Below are 16,570 nucleotides of genomic sequence, written 5' to 3' on the forward strand. Positions count from 1 at the left end.
CGCGACTACGCGTCGAGGAACGGAACAATCCTGCGGGAAGTGTGCCAAACATGCTGGGAATTTTTTCGCGCATCCGTCTGTGGCCGCTGGTCGCGGCCGCCGGTTTGTTGCTGAGCGCGTGCGGTGGCGGAGGGGGCGGCGGCAGTTCGAGCGTGCCCAATCCGACGGCACAGCCCACGACCAATCCGGCGCAACCGATCCAACACGTTATTATCATGATTCAGGAAAATCGCACCCCGGACCAGCTTTTTCAGGCGTTTCCGGGCGCCGACACGCAATCGTACGGATACACGCATACCGGTGAGAAAGTCAATCTGCACAAGGTTGCGCTGCGATCGCCGTTCACGCCGAGCAATTATTACATCGACTTCAAAGACGATTGCAACAGCAAAACCGGCCCTCCGGGAAAAGATTGCCAGATGAATGGCTTCGATCTACCGCCGATCGGAGGCCATCCTCCGGGAACGCAGACGTATCAGTTCGTTAACCCGGCCGACATCGAGCCGTATTGGTCGATCGCCAAACAATACGTGCTGGGCGATCGCATGTTCCAAACGCAAGGCAGCGGAAGTTTTACGGCGCACCAAGATCTGATCCGCGGCGGCACCGCCATCAACGACTCGCAGTCGGAAATCGACTTTCCTTGGAATAAGCAGAACGCTTTCGGTCACTGGGGATGCGACGATCTCCAGGGATCGACGACCGCGCTGATCACCAATAAACTGCAATATTTGGGTGCGTCGCCGCACCCCGGCTATACGCCGCCGGGGCCGTTTCCGTGTTTTAAGTATACGACGCTGCGCGATCTGCTCGATGCGAAATCGATCGGCTGGAAATACTACGTGCCGGAGTTTACTACCGATCTCGGCGGCTCGCTGTGGAACGCGTTCGACGCGATTCACGACGTCCGCTACGGATCGGAGTGGGGCACCAACGTGCAGTGGCCGCAAACCAACGTGCTCAAGGATATCGCCAACGGACAACTGGCATCGGTCAGTTGGGTGATCCCCGATTTTGTCAACTCCGATCACCCGGGAGCATCGTCCGACACGGGGCCGTCGTGGGTGGCCTCGGTCGTCAACGCCGTCGGCAACAGCCAATACTGGAAGTCGACGGCGATCGTCGTCGTCTGGGACGACTGGGGCGGATTTTACGATCACGTCCCGCCGCCGTTCGTCGACGCACAAGGCGGCTTGGGCTTCCGCGTGCCGTTACTGGTGGTGTCACCGTACGCCAAAGCCGGCTACGTTTCGCACACGCAATACGAGTTCGGCAGCATCGTTCGTTTCGTCGAGGACAACTGGAATTTAGGTCGCCTCAATACGACCGACACGCGAGCCGCCAACATTCTGGACTGCTTCGATTTCAAGCAGCAGCCGCGTGCGTTTTCGACCATCCAAGCCAAGTATTCCCGCGCGTTTTTCTTGAAGCAAAAGCCCTCGTATCACTGGGTCGACAGCAACTAACGGCGGCACCCCGGCATAGGTTCAACGGGCCTCTGTGGCGAAGATACAAGGCCCTTGAATAACGATATTATCCGCCAGGTCAACGTCGAAGATGAAATGCGGGAGAGCTATCTCTCGTATGCCATGTCCGTCATCGCTTCGCGCGCGCTGCCGGACGTTCGCGACGGCCTAAAACCAGTTCAGCGGCGCATCCTGTACGCGATGCGCGAGATGGGATTCGACCCGTCCAAGCAGCACCGTAAGTGTGCCGGTATCATCGGCGAAGTGCTCAAGAGCTATCACCCGCATGGTGACAGTTCGGTGTACGACGCATTGGTGCGGCTGGCGCAAGACTTTACCATGCGCTACAAGTTGGTCGACGGACACGGCAACTTCGGTTCGATCGACCCCGATCCGCCGGCCGCCTACCGGTATACCGAAGCGCGTCTCGCCCGCACGGCGCTGGAGATGCTCGGCGATATCGATAAAGAAACCGTCGGCTTCGTTCCGAATTTCGACAATCAGGGCGTCGAGCCGACCGTGCTTCCGGGCCGCATGCCGCAGTTGCTGGTCAATGGATCGTCGGGCATCGCCGTCGGAATGGCGACCAACATTCCGCCGCACAATCTCACCGAAATTTCCAACGCGATCGTCGCCCTGATCGACGAGCCGGACATCACCGACGACGCGTTGATCGATCACGTGAGCGGTCCCGACTTTCCGACCGGCGGGACCATTCTCGGCATCGAGGCGATCCGCGAGGCGTATCGTACCGGTCGCGGTTCGATTGCCATTCGCGGCAAGGCCGAAATCGTCGAAGAGAACGGCCGCTACAAGATCGTCATCACCGAGATTCCGTATCAGGTCTATAAGTCGCGCATCGTCGAAGCCATCGCCGAAGCGCATTCGGAAAAGCGGATTCAAGGCATCGCGCGGCTCGACGATGAGTCGAACCGCAAGGGTATGCGCGTCGTCGTCGAGTTGCAACGATCGGCGACGCCAAAAGTCGTGCTTAACCAGCTCTTCAAGCACACGCCGCTGCAGGCTAGCTTCGGCTTTAATATGCTGGCGCTGGTGCCGGTCGGCCCGCCGCGTGCCGACGGATCGGTCGCGCTCGAACCCCAGGTGCTGTCGCTCAAACAAATGCTGACGCACTTCATCGACCACCGCAAAATCGTCGTCGTGCGGCGCACGCGGTACGATTTGCGCAAGGCCGAAGAGCGCGCGCATCTGCTCGAAGGCTACCGCATCGCGCTCGACAACATCGACGAAGTCATCGAGATCGTTCGCGGCAGCCAGACGACCGACGAGGCCAAGAAACGGTTATCGGCGCGGTTCGAACTAAGCGACGTGCAGGCGCAGGCGATCGTCGACATGCGTTTGCGGACGTTGGTCGGGCTCGAACGCAAGAAAATCGAGGACGAATACGCAGAACTCATAAAGACGATCGCAGAATTGACCGATATCCTCAACAGTCCGCGACGCATAGCCGAGATTATCAAAGGCGAAACGCTCGAACTCAAGCGGCGTTTCGGCGACGAGCGGCGGACCAGCATCGAAGCCGCCGACAACGAAATTTCGATGGAACAGCTGATTCCGAACGTCGAGGTCGTCGTTACCTACACCGTGGGCGGCTACATCAAACGCGTTAGCCTCGATACGTTCCGGACGCAGAATCGCGGCGGTCGCGGCGTTACCGGCATTTCCAACCTCAAGCGCGAGGACGTCGTCCGCAATTTCTTCGTGACGAAGACGCACGACCACGTCCTGTTTTTCAGCAACAAGGGCCGAGTGTATCGTTTACGCGGGTACGAAATTCCGGACACGACGCGCCAAGCGCGCGGAACCGCGTTGGTCAACCTGCTGACGTTGCCGCCGGGCGAAGAAGTGTCGGCCGTTTTCCCGACCGACACGTTTGCCGGCGAGCAATACCTCGTCATGATCACGCGTCGCGGCGTCATCAAAAAGACCAAGCTCGCGGAGTTCGCCAACGTCCGGCGCAACGGTCTCAATGCGATCAATCTCGATGAAGACGACGAATTGCTGGCCGTCAATCTGTCGGACGGCTCGCACGACATCATTCTCGCATCGACGATCGGCATGGCGGTTCATTTCAACGAGCGTAACGTCCGCCCGATGGGCCGCAACGCACGCGGCGTCAAAGCGATGACCTTGGATCCCGGCGACTCGATCGTCGCGATGGATATCGTCGAAGATAACCGGCGCGAGGTGCTGCTCGTCACGACGCTGGCGTTCGGCAAGCGCACGCCGATCGACGATTACCGGCACACGTCGCGCGGCGGCAAGGGTGTCAAAGCGTTCGCGCGGCAACGCGACGACGTCGGCAAGGTCATCGATCAGATCCTCGTCGCGCCCGACGATGAGGTGCTCATGATCACCAGCGGAAATCAAGTCATCCGTCTCAAGGTGAACGAGATCCGCAAGACCGGCCGCGACGCAAAGGGCGTGCGACTGCAACGTCTGGGCGAAGGCGAAGAGGTCGTCGCGATCACGAACTTGGGCAAACAGGTCGCACAGCTTACCGACATCACCGGCGAGCCGCAGCAGCCCGAGTTGTAGTTCGGCTGCGGGCCGCCACGCAGCAACCCCGGCCGGAAGGCGCGCCGGCTGGGGATGAACGTTGGAAACCTCCGAGCCGCGGAGGCGATTATAGAGCTTGGAGGTATATCCAGAAACACAATGAGTGCATTAGCCGACGTAACTCAGGCGAACTTCGACGCCGAGGTATTACAAAACGCGCAGCCGGTGCTGGTCGACTTTTGGGCGCCCTGGTGCGGCCCGTGCCGCATGCTGAGCCCGGTCGTCGAAAAGGTCGCAGCCGCGAACGAGAGCAAGGCGAAATTCGTCAAGCTGAACACCGACGACAACCCCAACATCGCGGGGCAATATCAAGTTTCGGGGATTCCGTGCTTGATTCTGTTCAAGGGTGGACAGGCCGTGGATCGTATCGTCGGTTACGTGCCCGAGGGCACGATCTCGTCGATGCTCGCGCGCCACGTCGCTTAACCGTTAGGCAGGTTCGCTAAACCAGCCCGACGGTTTAACGTCGAGGTTGATGTTGATCTGTTTGACCTCGGTGTAGGCGTCGTACCCGTAGGTTCCCAGTTCGCTTCCGAACCCAGAACGTTTCATACCGCCCCACGGTGCTTCGTTGTACGTGGGGTGGTATGTGTTTATCCAGGTAATTCCGGCGCGGAACCCGCGCACCATCCTGTGCGCTTTGGCAGCATCTTGCGTGAACACCGCCGCGGCCAAGCCGTAGTCGGTATCGTTGGCGACGCGCAGCGCTTCGTCTTCACCAACGAACGTTTGCACCACCAGAACCGGGCCGAAAATTTCCTCGCGCACCACGCGCATTGCGGGTCGCGTGTCGGTGAAGATCGTCGGCGCGATATAATTTCCGCCCGCCAGCGCGCCGCCTAAACGTTCGCCGCCACACAGTAGGCGCGCGCCTTCGTCGACACCCGTCGCGATGTAGCGTTCGACGCGTTCGCGTTGCAGCGCCGAAACCAACGGTCCCATCTCGGTTTGCGGATCGAAACCGTCGCCGACCCGAATTCGCATCGCCTTGCCGGCCAGACGCTCGAGGAATCGTTCCGCGATGCTGCGTTCGAGCACCAGTCGCGATCCGGCCGAGCAGACTTGGCCGGCGTTCATGAAAATTCCGAACAGTGCGTAGTCGACCGCCGTCTCGAAGTCGGCGTCGGCGAACACGACGTTAGGCGATTTACCGCCCAGCTCCAGGGAGACTTTCGTGAGATTCGGTCCGGCCGCCGCAAGAATTTGCTTGGCGGTATGGGTGCCGCCGGTGAAGGCAATTTTGTCGACCAGCGTGCTCGCTGCAATTGCAGCGCCCACGACGGGACCGGCGCCGGGCAAGATGTTCACGACCCCCGGCGGAACGCCGCACGCCTCAAAGATCGCCGCCAACCGGATCGCCGACAGCGGCGTATTCTCCGCCGGCTTGAGTACGCAGACGTTGCCGGCCGCTAGCGCCGGCGCGAGCTTCCAGACCGCCATGAGCAGCGGATAGTTCCATGGCACGATCTGACCGCACACGCCGATCGGTTGGCGGATGGTAAAGCTGGCCGTTTGACCGGGAACGTCGAAGGTTTGCCCGTGTGGTTTGGTCGTGAGTCCGGCGTAGTAGCGAAAACAATCCGCCGCGTCGGCGGCATCCATCAGCGTTTCGCGCAGCGGTTTACCGCCGTCGAGCGTGTCGATTCGCGCAAATTCGTCGCGCGCGGCGTCGATCGCATCGGCGATCCGGAAGAGCACTGCGGCGCGTTCGGTTGCAGTGGCGCGCGGCCAAGGTCCGTCGTCGAACGCGCGGCGCGCGGCGGTCAGAGCGGCTTCGACGTCCGCCGGCCCGGCTTCGGCGACGACCGCAATCGTTTCGCCGGTCGATGGATCGATCGAGTTGCGAATGGCGCCGTCGAGCGCGGTGCAAAAACGTCCGTCGAGGTACAACGGCACGTCGCCGTCGAGGCGTGGGACGGAGTGAAGGACGTCGGCCGCCTTGGGACGCGGCGTGCCGGCGAGGTCAACGGTGTGCATGGTCTGCAACAAGCTTCTCCACGCCCGGCGGCCGCCCCGCGAGACTGCGCTTGAGCCACGTCCCCCCGTCCGAAGAAGGCGCGCTCGACGGGCGGATCATCGAGCTGATCGAGTCGGCGCATCGCGCCGAGCCCTGGGCGTTGGGCTCGACCCTCCTCGCGCTCGCTCGCCGGCTCGATCTTCCCGAGCCGCCGTTGCTCGATCGATTGCGCACGTTGGTCGAGGACGGCCGGCTGGTTCGGAGATTCGGCTATTTCGCGCTGTCCGGCCACACCGTCGTTCTGTCGCCCGAACAGCAAGCGTTTTTCGCAGCGCTGCTGCCGGAAGGCGACATGCCGGCACCGATAGCGTATGCGTCGCTCGCGAGTGACGTGCGGAGCAGCGGTGTCGCCGGGATCGCCAAAGCATTCGACACGTTGCTCGCGACCGGAGCGCTGATACGCGTCGGAAACGATTGTTACCGGGGCGCGCAGATTGCCGCGATGCGGCGGCAGATCGAGGCGCACTTTCGTGGGAACGCGCGGCTGACGGTTGCGGAGTTCCGCGACTTCGCACGAACGACGCGGAAGCATGCGGTGCCGCTGCTCGAGTGGTTCGACGATCGCGGTGTGACGTCGCGTGACGGAGTCGACCGCGTGCGCGGCGACGCGTCGTTAGTGGTGAACGAGCGTAGCGATTCCCACGATGAGCTCCAACGCAATCAACACGATCACGATTAGCTCGAGAAACTCGTCGCGACGGCTGCGCGCGTCGTCGGTGAAGAAGCCGTAGATTTCGCCGATGCTGGCCAGTTTGCGATCGATCTGCCGTTGCCAGTCGGCCAGTCCGAGCCGTTGCGCCGCGGTCCGATAGATTCGCGCGTCGTACGCATCGCCAACTACTTTCAACGCATTGCTGGAGCGGTCGATCAACTCCAAGACGTCGACGATCAAGTACCGCAACGAGTCGGCGCGATCGGCTTCGCGGCGTCCCAGCAGCGACCGTCCCAAACGGCGCGACCCGAGATCGTAAATTCGATCGAGTTCGCGATCGAGCAATGCGTCGTAGGTGCGCAACTCGAGCAGCTGCGAATTGGCGAATTCGAGAATATCTTCGACGGCGCGTGCGTTGTCGGGCCGGTCGAAGATAAACGACGTATCCCACTGCACGACCGTCAAGTCGTCTTCGAAGTACGAAAAGCGGGTTCGCAGCGCTTCGACGCGCTCGTCTTCGGCCAGGCGCCGGCGTTCGCCTAACAGCAATCCGGCCAGTACGTTCGGATCGCGTTCGAGTAACTCGGTTGCGCCGGTGCTTTCGGCAAACCGGTGCACGCTGACGATAAAATAGTCTTCGACCAGCGGCACGTGCCGGTCGTCCAGATCGTCGGCATGTTCGTCGCAGAATCGCTGCATCAACTCGGATGCTAGGGCGAGCGCCGAGCCGTCGGTGCGAACCCGATCCGCGAGTGCGACGAGTTCCGCCCACGGGCCGGCCGCATCGAACGTAAGGCGCAGCGAGACCACGCCGTATTCGTAGGCTTTCAGCCGAAGCTGACAATCGCCGCCGGCCGCGCGCCCCTCGCCGAGCTCGACGATCGCCGGGGGCACGACGAACTGCAAGTAGCCGGGAAAAACGCGACCGTCGCGCGGCGCGCCCGCCCCGGCCGGAACGTGGGCGACGCGACCGTCGAGCGCGGCCAAATCGATCGTATCGGATACGTCGAACAGATAATAGGCGTTGACCGTTCCGGCGGTGACGTCGAGCATTCTGCGCGGCCTTAGGCTCGGGAGCGGGAACGCCTTCCGGAAGGGCCTGCGACGCTTGAAATAGGAACTGTGATGTGGCTCGTGCGGTTATGGAGAAAAGATGAACGTTGAAAAAATGACCGAGCGCGTTAGCGAAGCGCTCAATGCGGCATATTCGCGTGCGTTGGCCGAACATAACACGCAAACCACGCCCGAACACATGCTGGCGGCCATGCTCGAGCAAGAACGCGGCATCGCGGGAGACATTCTTGCGAAAGCCGGCGCGAACGTGCCGGCGCTCACCCAGCGCGTCGATGAGGCGATCGGACGTTTACCGCGTTTGAGCGGATCGAATGCGGATAGCGCACAAGTGACGCTATCGCCCGAGCTCGCGCGCGTGATGAATACTGCCGAACACGATGCGAAATCGTTGCAGGACGACTACACGTCGGTCGAACACGTGCTGCTCGCCATGTCCGAATCTCCGGGCGAGATCGGTCGTTTGCTTCGCGATTCAGGCGTTACGCGCGACTCGTTATTGCAAGCGTTGCGCGACGTACGCGGCAATCAACGCGTGACCACCAAAGATCCCGAAGGAACGTATAAGTCGCTGGAGCGCTACGGCCGCGACCTGACGCTCGAAGCCGAGCGCGGCAAGCTGGACCCGGTGATCGGTCGCGATGAAGAAATTCGCCGCGTCGTACAAGTGCTATCGCGGCGCACCAAAAACAACCCGGTGCTGATCGGCGAACCTGGCGTCGGCAAAACCGCTATTGTCGAAGGTTTAGCGCAGCGTATCGTTCGTGGGGACGTTCCCGAGGGCTTAAAAAACAAGCGCGTGGTGTCGCTCGACATGGGCGCGCTGATTGCCGGCGCGAAATATCGCGGCGAGTTCGAAGAGCGCTTGAAAGCCGTGCTCAAAGACGTCGCCAACTCCGAAGGCCAGATCGTGCTGTTCATCGACGAGCTGCATACGGTCGTCGGTGCCGGCAAGACCGAAGGCTCGATGGACGCCGGCAACTTGCTCAAGCCGATGCTCGCGCGCGGCGAGTTGCACATGATCGGCGCCACTACCCTCGACGAGTACCGCAAGTATATCGAAAAGGACGCGGCGTTGGAGCGCCGTTTCCAACCGATCTTCGTCGGTGAGCCTACCGTGGAAGACACGATTTCGATCCTGCGCGGCCTCAACGAGAAGTACGAAGCGCACCACGGCGTTCGCATCAAAGACGCAGCGCTCGTGGCAGCCGCCACGATGAGCAATCGCTATATCAGCGATCGCTTCTTACCGGATAAGGCGATCGACCTGGTCGATGAGTCTGCCGCTAAGCTGCGCACCGAAATCGATTCGATGCCGCAAGAGCTCGACGAGGTTTCTCGTCGCGTCATGCAGCTCGAAATCGAACGCGAAGCGCTTCGTAAAGAAACCGATAACGCCAGCGTTCGGCGCCTGGAACAACTCGAACGGGAGTTAGCCGAGCTGCGCGAGCGCCAGGCCAAGTTGCGTCTGCAATGGGATGCCGAAAAGAGTGCATCGATGAAGCTGCGCGGCTTGCGCGAGCGTATCGAGCAGACCAAAGTGCAGATCGAACAGGCCGAACGGCAGTACGATCTGAACCGCGCGGCCGAGCTGCGCTACGGGCAACTGACGCAACTCGAGCGCGAGCTGAACGAGGCCGAAACGTCTGCTGCTACGCAAAACGGCGCGCGGCTCTCGAAAGAAGAAGTCGACGAAGACGATATCGCCGAGGTGATCGCACGTTGGACCGGCATTCCGGTGGCGAAACTGCTGGAAGGCGAACGTCAGAAGCTGCTGCATCTCGAAGACGAGTTGCACAAGCGCGTTATCGGCCAAAACGAAGCGGTAGACGCGGTGGCCGAGGCGGTGTTGCGCAATCGTTCCGGGCTCGCCGATCCCAACCGGCCGATCGGATCGTTCATTTTCCTCGGACCGACCGGCGTCGGCAAGACCGAGTTGGCGCGAGCGCTAGCCGAGTACTTATTCGACGACGAACGCGCGCTGATTCGTATCGACATGTCGGAGTATCAGGAAAAGCACACGGTTGCGCGCCTGATCGGAGCGCCGCCCGGCTACGTCGGCTACGACGAAGGCGGCCAACTGACCGAAGCCATTCGACGCCGCCCGTACAGCGTGGTGCTGTTCGATGAAATCGAAAAAGCGCACCCGGACGTATTTAACATTTTCTTGCAGATCTTGGACGACGGGCGTTTGACCGACGGCCAAGGCCGAACCGTCGACTTCAAGAACACGATCGTGATCATGACGTCGAACATCGGCAGCCATCGAATCCTCGAACATCGCGGAGCGTTCGGCGGCGCCGACTACGCCATCATGCGCGCGACCGTGCTGGACGAGTTACGACAGCACTTCCGCCCCGAGTTCCTCAACCGCGTCGACGAGATCATCGTGTTCCACGCGCTCTCGCAAGAACAACTGGAACACATCGTCGATATCCAACTGCAACGATTGCGCAAACGTCTTGCCGAGCGGCGTATCACGCTGGAGCTCGACGAGGCGGCAAAACGTCACATCGTCAACGTTGGATACGATGCGAACTATGGCGCGCGTCCGCTCAAACGAACGATTCAAAAGGAGCTAGAAACGCCGCTGGGCCGAAAAATTCTGGGAGGGGAGATCAACGATGGCGACACCGTCGAGGTTGGATTCGACGACGTCCGCGGCGAGCTGACGTTTACGGTCGCATCGAAAGAAACGGTGCCGGCATAATGGCGCTCGAGCTTCGCAATACGCACGGTGAGCGCGTCACGTTTTCGGACGTCGGCGCAGCGATCGTCGAGATCTTCGTTCGCGACGGATCCGGCGAGATCGGTAACGTGGCGATGGCAGCCGGCGGCAGCGCCGGCCGCGTCGTCGGACGTTTCGCGAACCGTATTGCTAACGGCGATTTACCGCTCGACGGCCACACCTACCGGTTGCTGACGAACGAGGGAACGACGACCCTGCACGGCGGACCCGATGGCTTTTCCAAGCGGACGTGGAACGTTGAAGACGGGGCGACCGAGAGTTCCCTAACGTTTCGGATCGAGAGCCCGGATGGCGATCAAGGCTTTCCCGGTGCAGTGACCTGCCGCGTAACCTATACGTTCGACGACGATTCGGCGCTACGGATCGATTACGAAGCCACGACGACCGCGCCGACGGTGATCAATCTCCTCAACCATGCGTATTTCAATCTGACCGGCGACCCGAATGCTTCGATCGAAAACGTCTTGTTACAAATCGAGTCGGAAGCGTATTTGCCGGTCGACTCTGCATTGATTCCGACGGGTGAGATACTTCCGGTTGCCGGAACCGATCGCGATTTCCGCGATGTGCGTGCGATTGGATCGACGCCAATCGATTGCACGTATGTTTTGGAAGGTCAGGGCCTGCTGCAAGCCGCGCAGGCATTGGATGTGCGCTCCGGGCGCAGTCTCGCCGTTGAGACGACGCAACCGGCGATTCAACTCTATACCGGCAAGCCCGGCGCGTTTGCGCTGGAAACCGAGCATTATCCCGACGCTCCACATCATGCGAACTTCCCGTCGACCGAGCTAACGCCGGAGCAACCGTTTCACTCGACGACGATTTACCGCTTCACGGCCAGCTGATGCAGTTGCGTCTGTCTATTGCCATCGTCTCATTCCTATCGATGTTTGCTATGCCGACTGTTTGTGACGGCGAATGCGGCGTGGGAAAGACGCCAACGTACACAGATATATCTGCCGTCCGGTATGCCCGTACTTCGTGTTTCGGCAGATGTCCGAATTACCAAGTTCTCTTCGCAAAAATATCGACCCGCGACCCGAAGTTCATTTGCGAATACGTGGCGAGATCGAACGTTTCTAAGCACGGAACGTATACGGCAGTTTGCCAAAGCGAAGTCTTGTCGAAAGTTGTCAGTCTCCTCGAGACCACCGGCTTCTACTCATTAAGCGTCGTTCCCGATCTAGTCAGCGACGTGCCGCACTTGCTGATTGCAGTTGAGCGATGCGACGTTACGACGGTGCTCGACTGGCCGGAATACCCGCAACGGCCTGATATCGACGGTTTAGCTAAAGGACTCGATCGAATAACCGACGCGCAGACATGGAGCAAAACCAGCGACTCGAGCGAAAGCTCTTGGATCCAGGCGTCTTTTTAAGATAATGGAACGTTTCCCAATATCGGCAATAGTGGTCACAGCGGTTTTTGCGCTGCAGGTCCTCGTTCTGAGTTCGGGCCCGCTATCGATGGTGACGGCTGCGCTTTTTTGGGGCCTCGCAATCGGGCTGGCACCGCTGATGCAGGAGACATCCATGGGCGACGCCTCGACGACAGTGCAAATGGTCGTGCTCGTCGGGGTCTTATTTATCGTGCTCGCCTTCCTCGAAACGGCCGTCATCGTCATCTTGCGAAAGGCGACGCCGCGCGTGCGGTGGATCGTGCGCGGGACGGCCGGTGTAATAGCGATCGGGCTGCTGCTATTTACCCCGTCGGCCGGCCCGATGCGGATGTTTTAACGCGCGATGCGCATGGAACGCTTTCCGGTTGGGGCAATCGTCGTCACGGCGGTATTTGTGATCCAGGGCCTGACGCGCCGCGGTGCGGACGTAACGATAGCGCAGTCGGACGTTGTGTACGGTCTAGCGAGCGTGCTCGCACCGATGATGCACCTTGGTTCGTTAGATGTAAAGCCAATGGGGTTAATCGCGGCGATCGTTACGCTGCTGTTTATTATCTTGGCGTTCGTCGAGACCGCAATCTACGTCGTCCTGCGTAAGACGACGTCGCGAGTTCGTTTGACGGTTCGCGCGGCAGCTGTAGCGATAGCGGTTGCGCTGTTGCTTTTCACTCGGGCCGTGGGCCCAATGCCAGTCCTAAACTACGGCTTCGGAACGAGTATCCATACATGTTGCCACGCGTGACAACACCTTGGCGAAGCTTATTTCGGGGCTGCCACGCGTTTGCGAGCTTTGAGGCGCTCGCCTTCGTCTAAGATCCGCTTGCGCAGGCGGATCGACTCTGGCGTCACTTCGACGAGTTCGTCATCTTCGATGAATTCGATCGCGCGTTCGAGCGACAGTGTGTCGGGCGGCGCGAGCCTCACGTTCTCGTCGGTACCGGCAGCGCGCATGTTGGTGAGTTTCTTCTCGCGCACGACGTTCATGGCGATATCCTTGTCATCGTTGGCCCGGCCGACGATCATGCCTTCGTACACGTCGACTCCCGGCCCGATGAAGAATTCACCGCGTTGGTCGAGTCCCTGCAATGCATAACCGGTCGTGCGGCCCGTATCGCTTGCGACCAATGCGCCGACCGAACGTCCGGGTAGTTCGCCCTGCCACTCTTGATGGTCGTAGTACGTGTGCGACATTACGGCGGTACCGCGCGACAGCGTCAACAACTCGCCGCGGAGACCGAACGTCGCGCGCGTCGGCATCGTGTATTCCAGCCGGCGCGAAGCGCCGATGTTAATCATGTTCGACATCAATGCTTTGCGTTTGCCGAGCGCTTCGATGACGGGACCAACGTACTCTTCCGGCACGTCGACCACCACGTACTCGACCGGCTCCCAGCGCTTGCCGTCGCGTTCGATAACGATGACCTGCGGCTTGGAAACAGCCACCTCGTAGCCTTCGCGTCGCATGGTCTCGATCAGGATCGAAAGATGAAGCTCGCCGCGTCCGCGCACGTCGAACGTGTCGGCCGATTCGGTATCGGCGACGCGCAGCGCGACGTTCGATTCCAGTTCGCGAATCAACCGCTCGCGAATCTGTCTCGACGTCAGAAACTTACCTTCGCGGCCGGCGAACGGCGACGCGTTAACGCTAAACGACATCGAAACGGTCGGCTCGTCGACCGCTACCGCGTGAATGCCTTCGGGATTATCGGCAGCCGCAATCGTATCACCGATGTTCAGATCGTCGATGCCCGAAACGCACACGATATCGCCGGCCGACGCTTCCTCGACTTCGATGCGCTCGAGGCCGGCAAACGTGAGGAGCGTCGTTAGGCGCAAGCCCATAGCAACCTCGCCGTCGCGCGCGACCTTCGCGATCGGCGCGTTAACACGGGAGGTGCCACGGAAGATCCGGCCGATGCCGATTCGGCCGACGTACTTATTATGGTCGATGGCCGAGATCAACAACTGAAACGAACCGTCTTCGGCCGGCGCTTCCGGAACGTGTGTGACGATCGTCTCGAACAGCGGCTCGAGTGAATCGCTTTCATCGTCGAGATCGCGCTTCGCGATGCCGGCCCTCGCGTTCGTATATAGCACCGGAAATTCGGCCTGTTCGTCGCTCGCGCCAAGTTCGACAAACAGGTCGAACGTTTCGTTGACGACTTCTTGCGGTCGAGCATCCTTGCGATCGATCTTATTTACTACCACGATCGCACGCAGATCGAGTTCCAGCGCTTTGCGCAACACGAAACGCGTCTGCGGCATAACGCCTTCGGCCGCATCGACTAACAGCAGCACGCCCTGCACCATCTGCAGCACGCGCTCGACCTCGCCACCGAAATCGGCGTGTCCGGGCGTATCGACGATGTTGAACTTCGTCGCACCGTGCCGGACCGCGGTGTTTTTAGCTAAAATCGTGATCCCGCGTTCGCGTTCGAGGGGGTTGGAATCCATCACCCGCGTCGTCAGGGCTTGCCCTTCACGAAATACGCCGCTTTGGCGCAGCATGGCATCGACCAGGGTGGTTTTCCCATGGTCGACGTGGGCAATAATGGCGACGTTGCGGATATCTGGGCGGGTTCTCACGGCGACCCATCGTTCCAAGGGCGAGGGCCAATACCATGCAAAAGCTGCAAGGGGAGCGGCTATTTCTCCGCGTAAGGCTGGCTGCCTGCGACCAAAGACAGAAAGGATCAGGAATGCAACTCGAGCCGTACCTTTTCTTCAGCGACGGCGCGTGCGAAGATGCGCTCAGCGCCTATACGACGATCCTCGGCGGCGAAGTTCAGGGTCTCACTCGCTTCAAAGACATGCCGGCCGATGCTGGGCCGCACGTGACCCCCGGAACCGAAAACTACGTTATGCACGCACGCTTCCAGGCCAACGGCATCGCGTTTATGGCCTCCGACGGCCGGCCCGGTCAGAAATATCTCGATGGTCCGATCTCGCTCAGCCTCAGTGTCGAGACGCGCGCGAAAGCGGACCAAATCTTCGCGGCGTTCTCCGAAGGCGGAAAAGTCGATATGCCGATGCAGAACACTTTTTGGGGATCGTACTTCGGTATGGTGACCGACAAATTCGGAATCGACTGGATGATCAGCGCGCCCGAGAACGCATAAATCGGAAGGACGGTCAGCGACCGCCCTGGACCGAGAGCTCCCACCGGTAGCCGTCGGGATCGTGAAACCACAGGCCCATGTTTTTCGATCCCTCGGCTTCCGGACCGATTTCATCGCCCGGATCTTCGAGCTCCACGCCGTTCCGCTTGAGAGCGTCGAGCGCCGCACGTAACGCCTGCATGTCGGGTAGATGAAACGATATATGATCGATCGCGGCCGGATCCGGCGTCCCTTTCGAGAGCACGATCGTAACGTCGTCGTTGCTTAGCCCAACGTAATCATCGCCTGTAAAAATGGTCTCGAGATCGAACGATGCTTGCCACCATTTCGCACTTTGCTTCGGATCGTGCACCGCCAGGCCGAAGTGCCCTACCGCACCCAAATGAATTGTCATACGAGCTGTATCGTACCCGGTTGTAGGTCGTTGCACGCGGCGCTCGCCGGGAAAGCGTCCGAGCGTGACGCTTGACGTACCGGTCTCCTTGCAGGCATGATGCGGAGGTTCACGTTCGCTTCGTTGGAGGTTTGCTTTGAAACGTCGCCTCTTGTCCATTGCGGCTCTGGCGGGGCTCGCCGTCGCGCTGCAGCCTTCGGCGGCTCCGGCCGCCTCCGCTGGTCTCGCATGGGATTCGGTGATGAAGTTCGATTTGGGAGCCGATGCTTCGACGCTGCAGCCAGGCTCGTTCGACAGCGACTTTGCGACGGCATCGGCGGTGCAATCGCAAGACGAGGGCGGTGGCGGCGGCATCTTCGGTCATCTCAAACAGGCGATTGCGGCGGGCAAGGGTGCCATGCAGATGATGCAGAGCGGAGTGGCCGAGCACCACTACATCGCCGGCTACAAAGAGCGAACCGACGAAATATCGCAACAAACCGCGACGATCACGGATTGTAATGCGCGAACGATCACGACGCTCGATTTGCGCCACAAGACGTACACCGTCGTATCGATGGATCAACCGCAATCGAGTTCCGGATCGAGTGGCGGTGGCAGCACTCCGCACCCGATGGCGTCGGACGATTTGTCGCATCTCTCGATCGCGATTCGCAACACGGCGCTCGGGGCTCGCACTGTCGCCGGCACACCGACGCAAGGCTATCGTTCCGATACGACGATTACCGCGACCAACGCGCAAGGCCAGACCTCGACCACCCAAGGGTTAATGAACGGGTACTATGCGTCGTTTCAAACGCCGTCGCTGTCGTGCCGCCGGTTCGGTTCGGGATCCCCGATGGGGCCGTCGGCCGCCCAGACGGCGCAGGGAATGCAAATGTACAGCCATTTGATGCAAGCGTTCTCTTCGAACCACATGGACAAACGCTTCAGCATCTCGCAGAGCGGACCGCCGCTTCCGCTCGGCCGGTTTTCGATGTTCGACGTGCTCACATTCAAGGGCCAGTCATCCGGTCAAGGACTGTCGATCGAAAACGAGCGTGGAAACGTGCATTCGGTCGCTGCGAACGATGCGATCTTCTCAGTTCCGAGCGATTTTACAAAACAGTAAGAAAACGCTCGA

15 protein-coding genes are annotated in these 16,570 nt (G+C 60.4%); 11 read left to right on the forward strand and 4 right to left on the reverse strand.

Going from position 1 to position 16,570, the window contains the following annotated elements; translation table 11 throughout:
- Positions 1 to 50 precede the first annotated feature (50 nt).
- From VGF98_12800 to trxA, 3 genes are all read left to right on the forward strand, one after another.
- Complete coding sequence (locus tag VGF98_12800) at positions 51 to 1,466, forward strand: alkaline phosphatase family protein (GenBank protein HEY1682514.1); 1,416 nt, start codon at positions 51 to 53, stop codon at positions 1,464 to 1,466.
- A gap of 54 nt (positions 1,467 to 1,520) precedes the next feature.
- Positions 1,521 to 4,025, forward strand: coding sequence for a DNA gyrase subunit A (gene gyrA, locus VGF98_12805; protein HEY1682515.1), 2,505 nt, complete (start codon positions 1,521 to 1,523; stop codon positions 4,023 to 4,025).
- Between the two features lie 120 nt (positions 4,026 to 4,145).
- Entirely contained in the window at positions 4,146 to 4,472 is a 327-nt protein-coding gene (gene trxA / locus VGF98_12810) for a thioredoxin (GenBank protein ID HEY1682516.1), read from the forward strand.
- 3 nt (positions 4,473 to 4,475) lie between these two features.
- On the opposite strand, the gene VGF98_12815 is transcribed toward trxA, so the two are convergent.
- The gene (locus VGF98_12815; GenBank protein ID HEY1682517.1) at positions 4,476 to 6,023 is read right to left on the reverse strand and encodes an aldehyde dehydrogenase family protein; all 1,548 of its coding nucleotides are present in this window, start codon (positions 6,021 to 6,023) and stop codon (positions 4,476 to 4,478) included.
- A 50-nt stretch (positions 6,024 to 6,073) separates the two neighbouring features.
- Here VGF98_12815 and VGF98_12820 point away from each other — a divergent pair, with 50 nt between their 5' ends.
- Positions 6,074 to 6,742: a SelB C-terminal domain-containing protein gene (locus VGF98_12820; protein HEY1682518.1), complete on the forward strand. Its 669-nt coding sequence runs from the start codon at positions 6,074 to 6,076 to the stop codon at positions 6,740 to 6,742.
- Here VGF98_12820 and VGF98_12825 read toward each other — a convergent pair.
- The gene (locus VGF98_12825) at positions 6,677 to 7,768 is read right to left on the reverse strand and encodes a hypothetical protein (GenBank protein HEY1682519.1); all 1,092 of its coding nucleotides are present in this window, start codon (positions 7,766 to 7,768) and stop codon (positions 6,677 to 6,679) included. The genes VGF98_12820 and VGF98_12825 overlap by 66 nt on opposite strands.
- 100 nt (positions 7,769 to 7,868) lie before the next feature.
- On the opposite strand from VGF98_12825, the gene clpB reads away from it, so the two are divergent.
- Genes clpB through VGF98_12850 form a run of 5 tightly spaced genes read left to right on the forward strand, consistent with a single transcriptional unit; the run spans position 7,869 to position 12,676 of the window.
- Complete coding sequence (gene clpB, locus VGF98_12830) at positions 7,869 to 10,496, forward strand: ATP-dependent chaperone ClpB (protein ID HEY1682520.1); 2,628 nt, start codon at positions 7,869 to 7,871, stop codon at positions 10,494 to 10,496.
- Positions 10,496 to 11,380, forward strand: a complete 885-nt coding sequence (locus VGF98_12835; GenBank protein HEY1682521.1) for an aldose epimerase family protein — start codon at positions 10,496 to 10,498, stop codon at positions 11,378 to 11,380. Before clpB ends, VGF98_12835 begins: the two co-directional genes overlap by 1 nt.
- A 50-nt stretch (positions 11,381 to 11,430) precedes the next feature.
- Positions 11,431 to 11,913, forward strand: a complete 483-nt coding sequence (locus tag VGF98_12840; protein HEY1682522.1) for a DUF6438 domain-containing protein — start codon at positions 11,431 to 11,433, stop codon at positions 11,911 to 11,913.
- Between the two features lie 4 nt (positions 11,914 to 11,917).
- Complete coding sequence (locus tag VGF98_12845; GenBank protein ID HEY1682523.1) at positions 11,918 to 12,271, forward strand: hypothetical protein; 354 nt, start codon at positions 11,918 to 11,920, stop codon at positions 12,269 to 12,271.
- A 12-nt stretch (positions 12,272 to 12,283) separates the two neighbouring features.
- Positions 12,284 to 12,676 carry a hypothetical protein gene (locus VGF98_12850; GenBank protein HEY1682524.1) on the forward strand — a complete coding sequence of 131 codons (393 nt, stop codon included), beginning with the start codon at positions 12,284 to 12,286 and terminating at the stop codon, positions 12,674 to 12,676.
- Positions 12,677 to 12,693: 17 nt separating this feature from the next.
- Here the strand turns inward: VGF98_12850 and typA are convergent, their stop codons facing one another.
- On the reverse strand, positions 12,694 to 14,520 hold the full coding sequence (gene typA / locus VGF98_12855; protein HEY1682525.1) for a translational GTPase TypA: 1,827 nt from the start codon (positions 14,518 to 14,520) through the stop codon (positions 12,694 to 12,696).
- 113 nt (positions 14,521 to 14,633) lie between these two features.
- Here typA and VGF98_12860 point away from each other — a divergent pair, with 113 nt between their 5' ends.
- Positions 14,634 to 15,053, forward strand: a complete 420-nt coding sequence (locus VGF98_12860; GenBank protein HEY1682526.1) for a VOC family protein — start codon at positions 14,634 to 14,636, stop codon at positions 15,051 to 15,053.
- A gap of 13 nt (positions 15,054 to 15,066) precedes the next feature.
- Here the strand turns inward: VGF98_12860 and VGF98_12865 are convergent, their stop codons facing one another.
- On the reverse strand, positions 15,067 to 15,447 hold the full coding sequence (locus VGF98_12865) for a VOC family protein (GenBank protein HEY1682527.1): 381 nt from the start codon (positions 15,445 to 15,447) through the stop codon (positions 15,067 to 15,069).
- Between the two features lie 151 nt (positions 15,448 to 15,598).
- Between VGF98_12865 and VGF98_12870 the strand changes: the two genes are divergently transcribed.
- Positions 15,599 to 16,558 (forward strand): hypothetical protein, encoded by a 960-nt coding sequence (locus VGF98_12870; GenBank protein ID HEY1682528.1) that lies wholly within the window; start codon positions 15,599 to 15,601, stop codon positions 16,556 to 16,558.
- Positions 16,559 to 16,570: the final 12 nt, after the last annotated feature.

This window comes from Candidatus Tumulicola sp. (genome assembly GCA_036490475.1).
Lineage (GTDB): Bacteria > Vulcanimicrobiota > Vulcanimicrobiia > Vulcanimicrobiales > Vulcanimicrobiaceae > Tumulicola.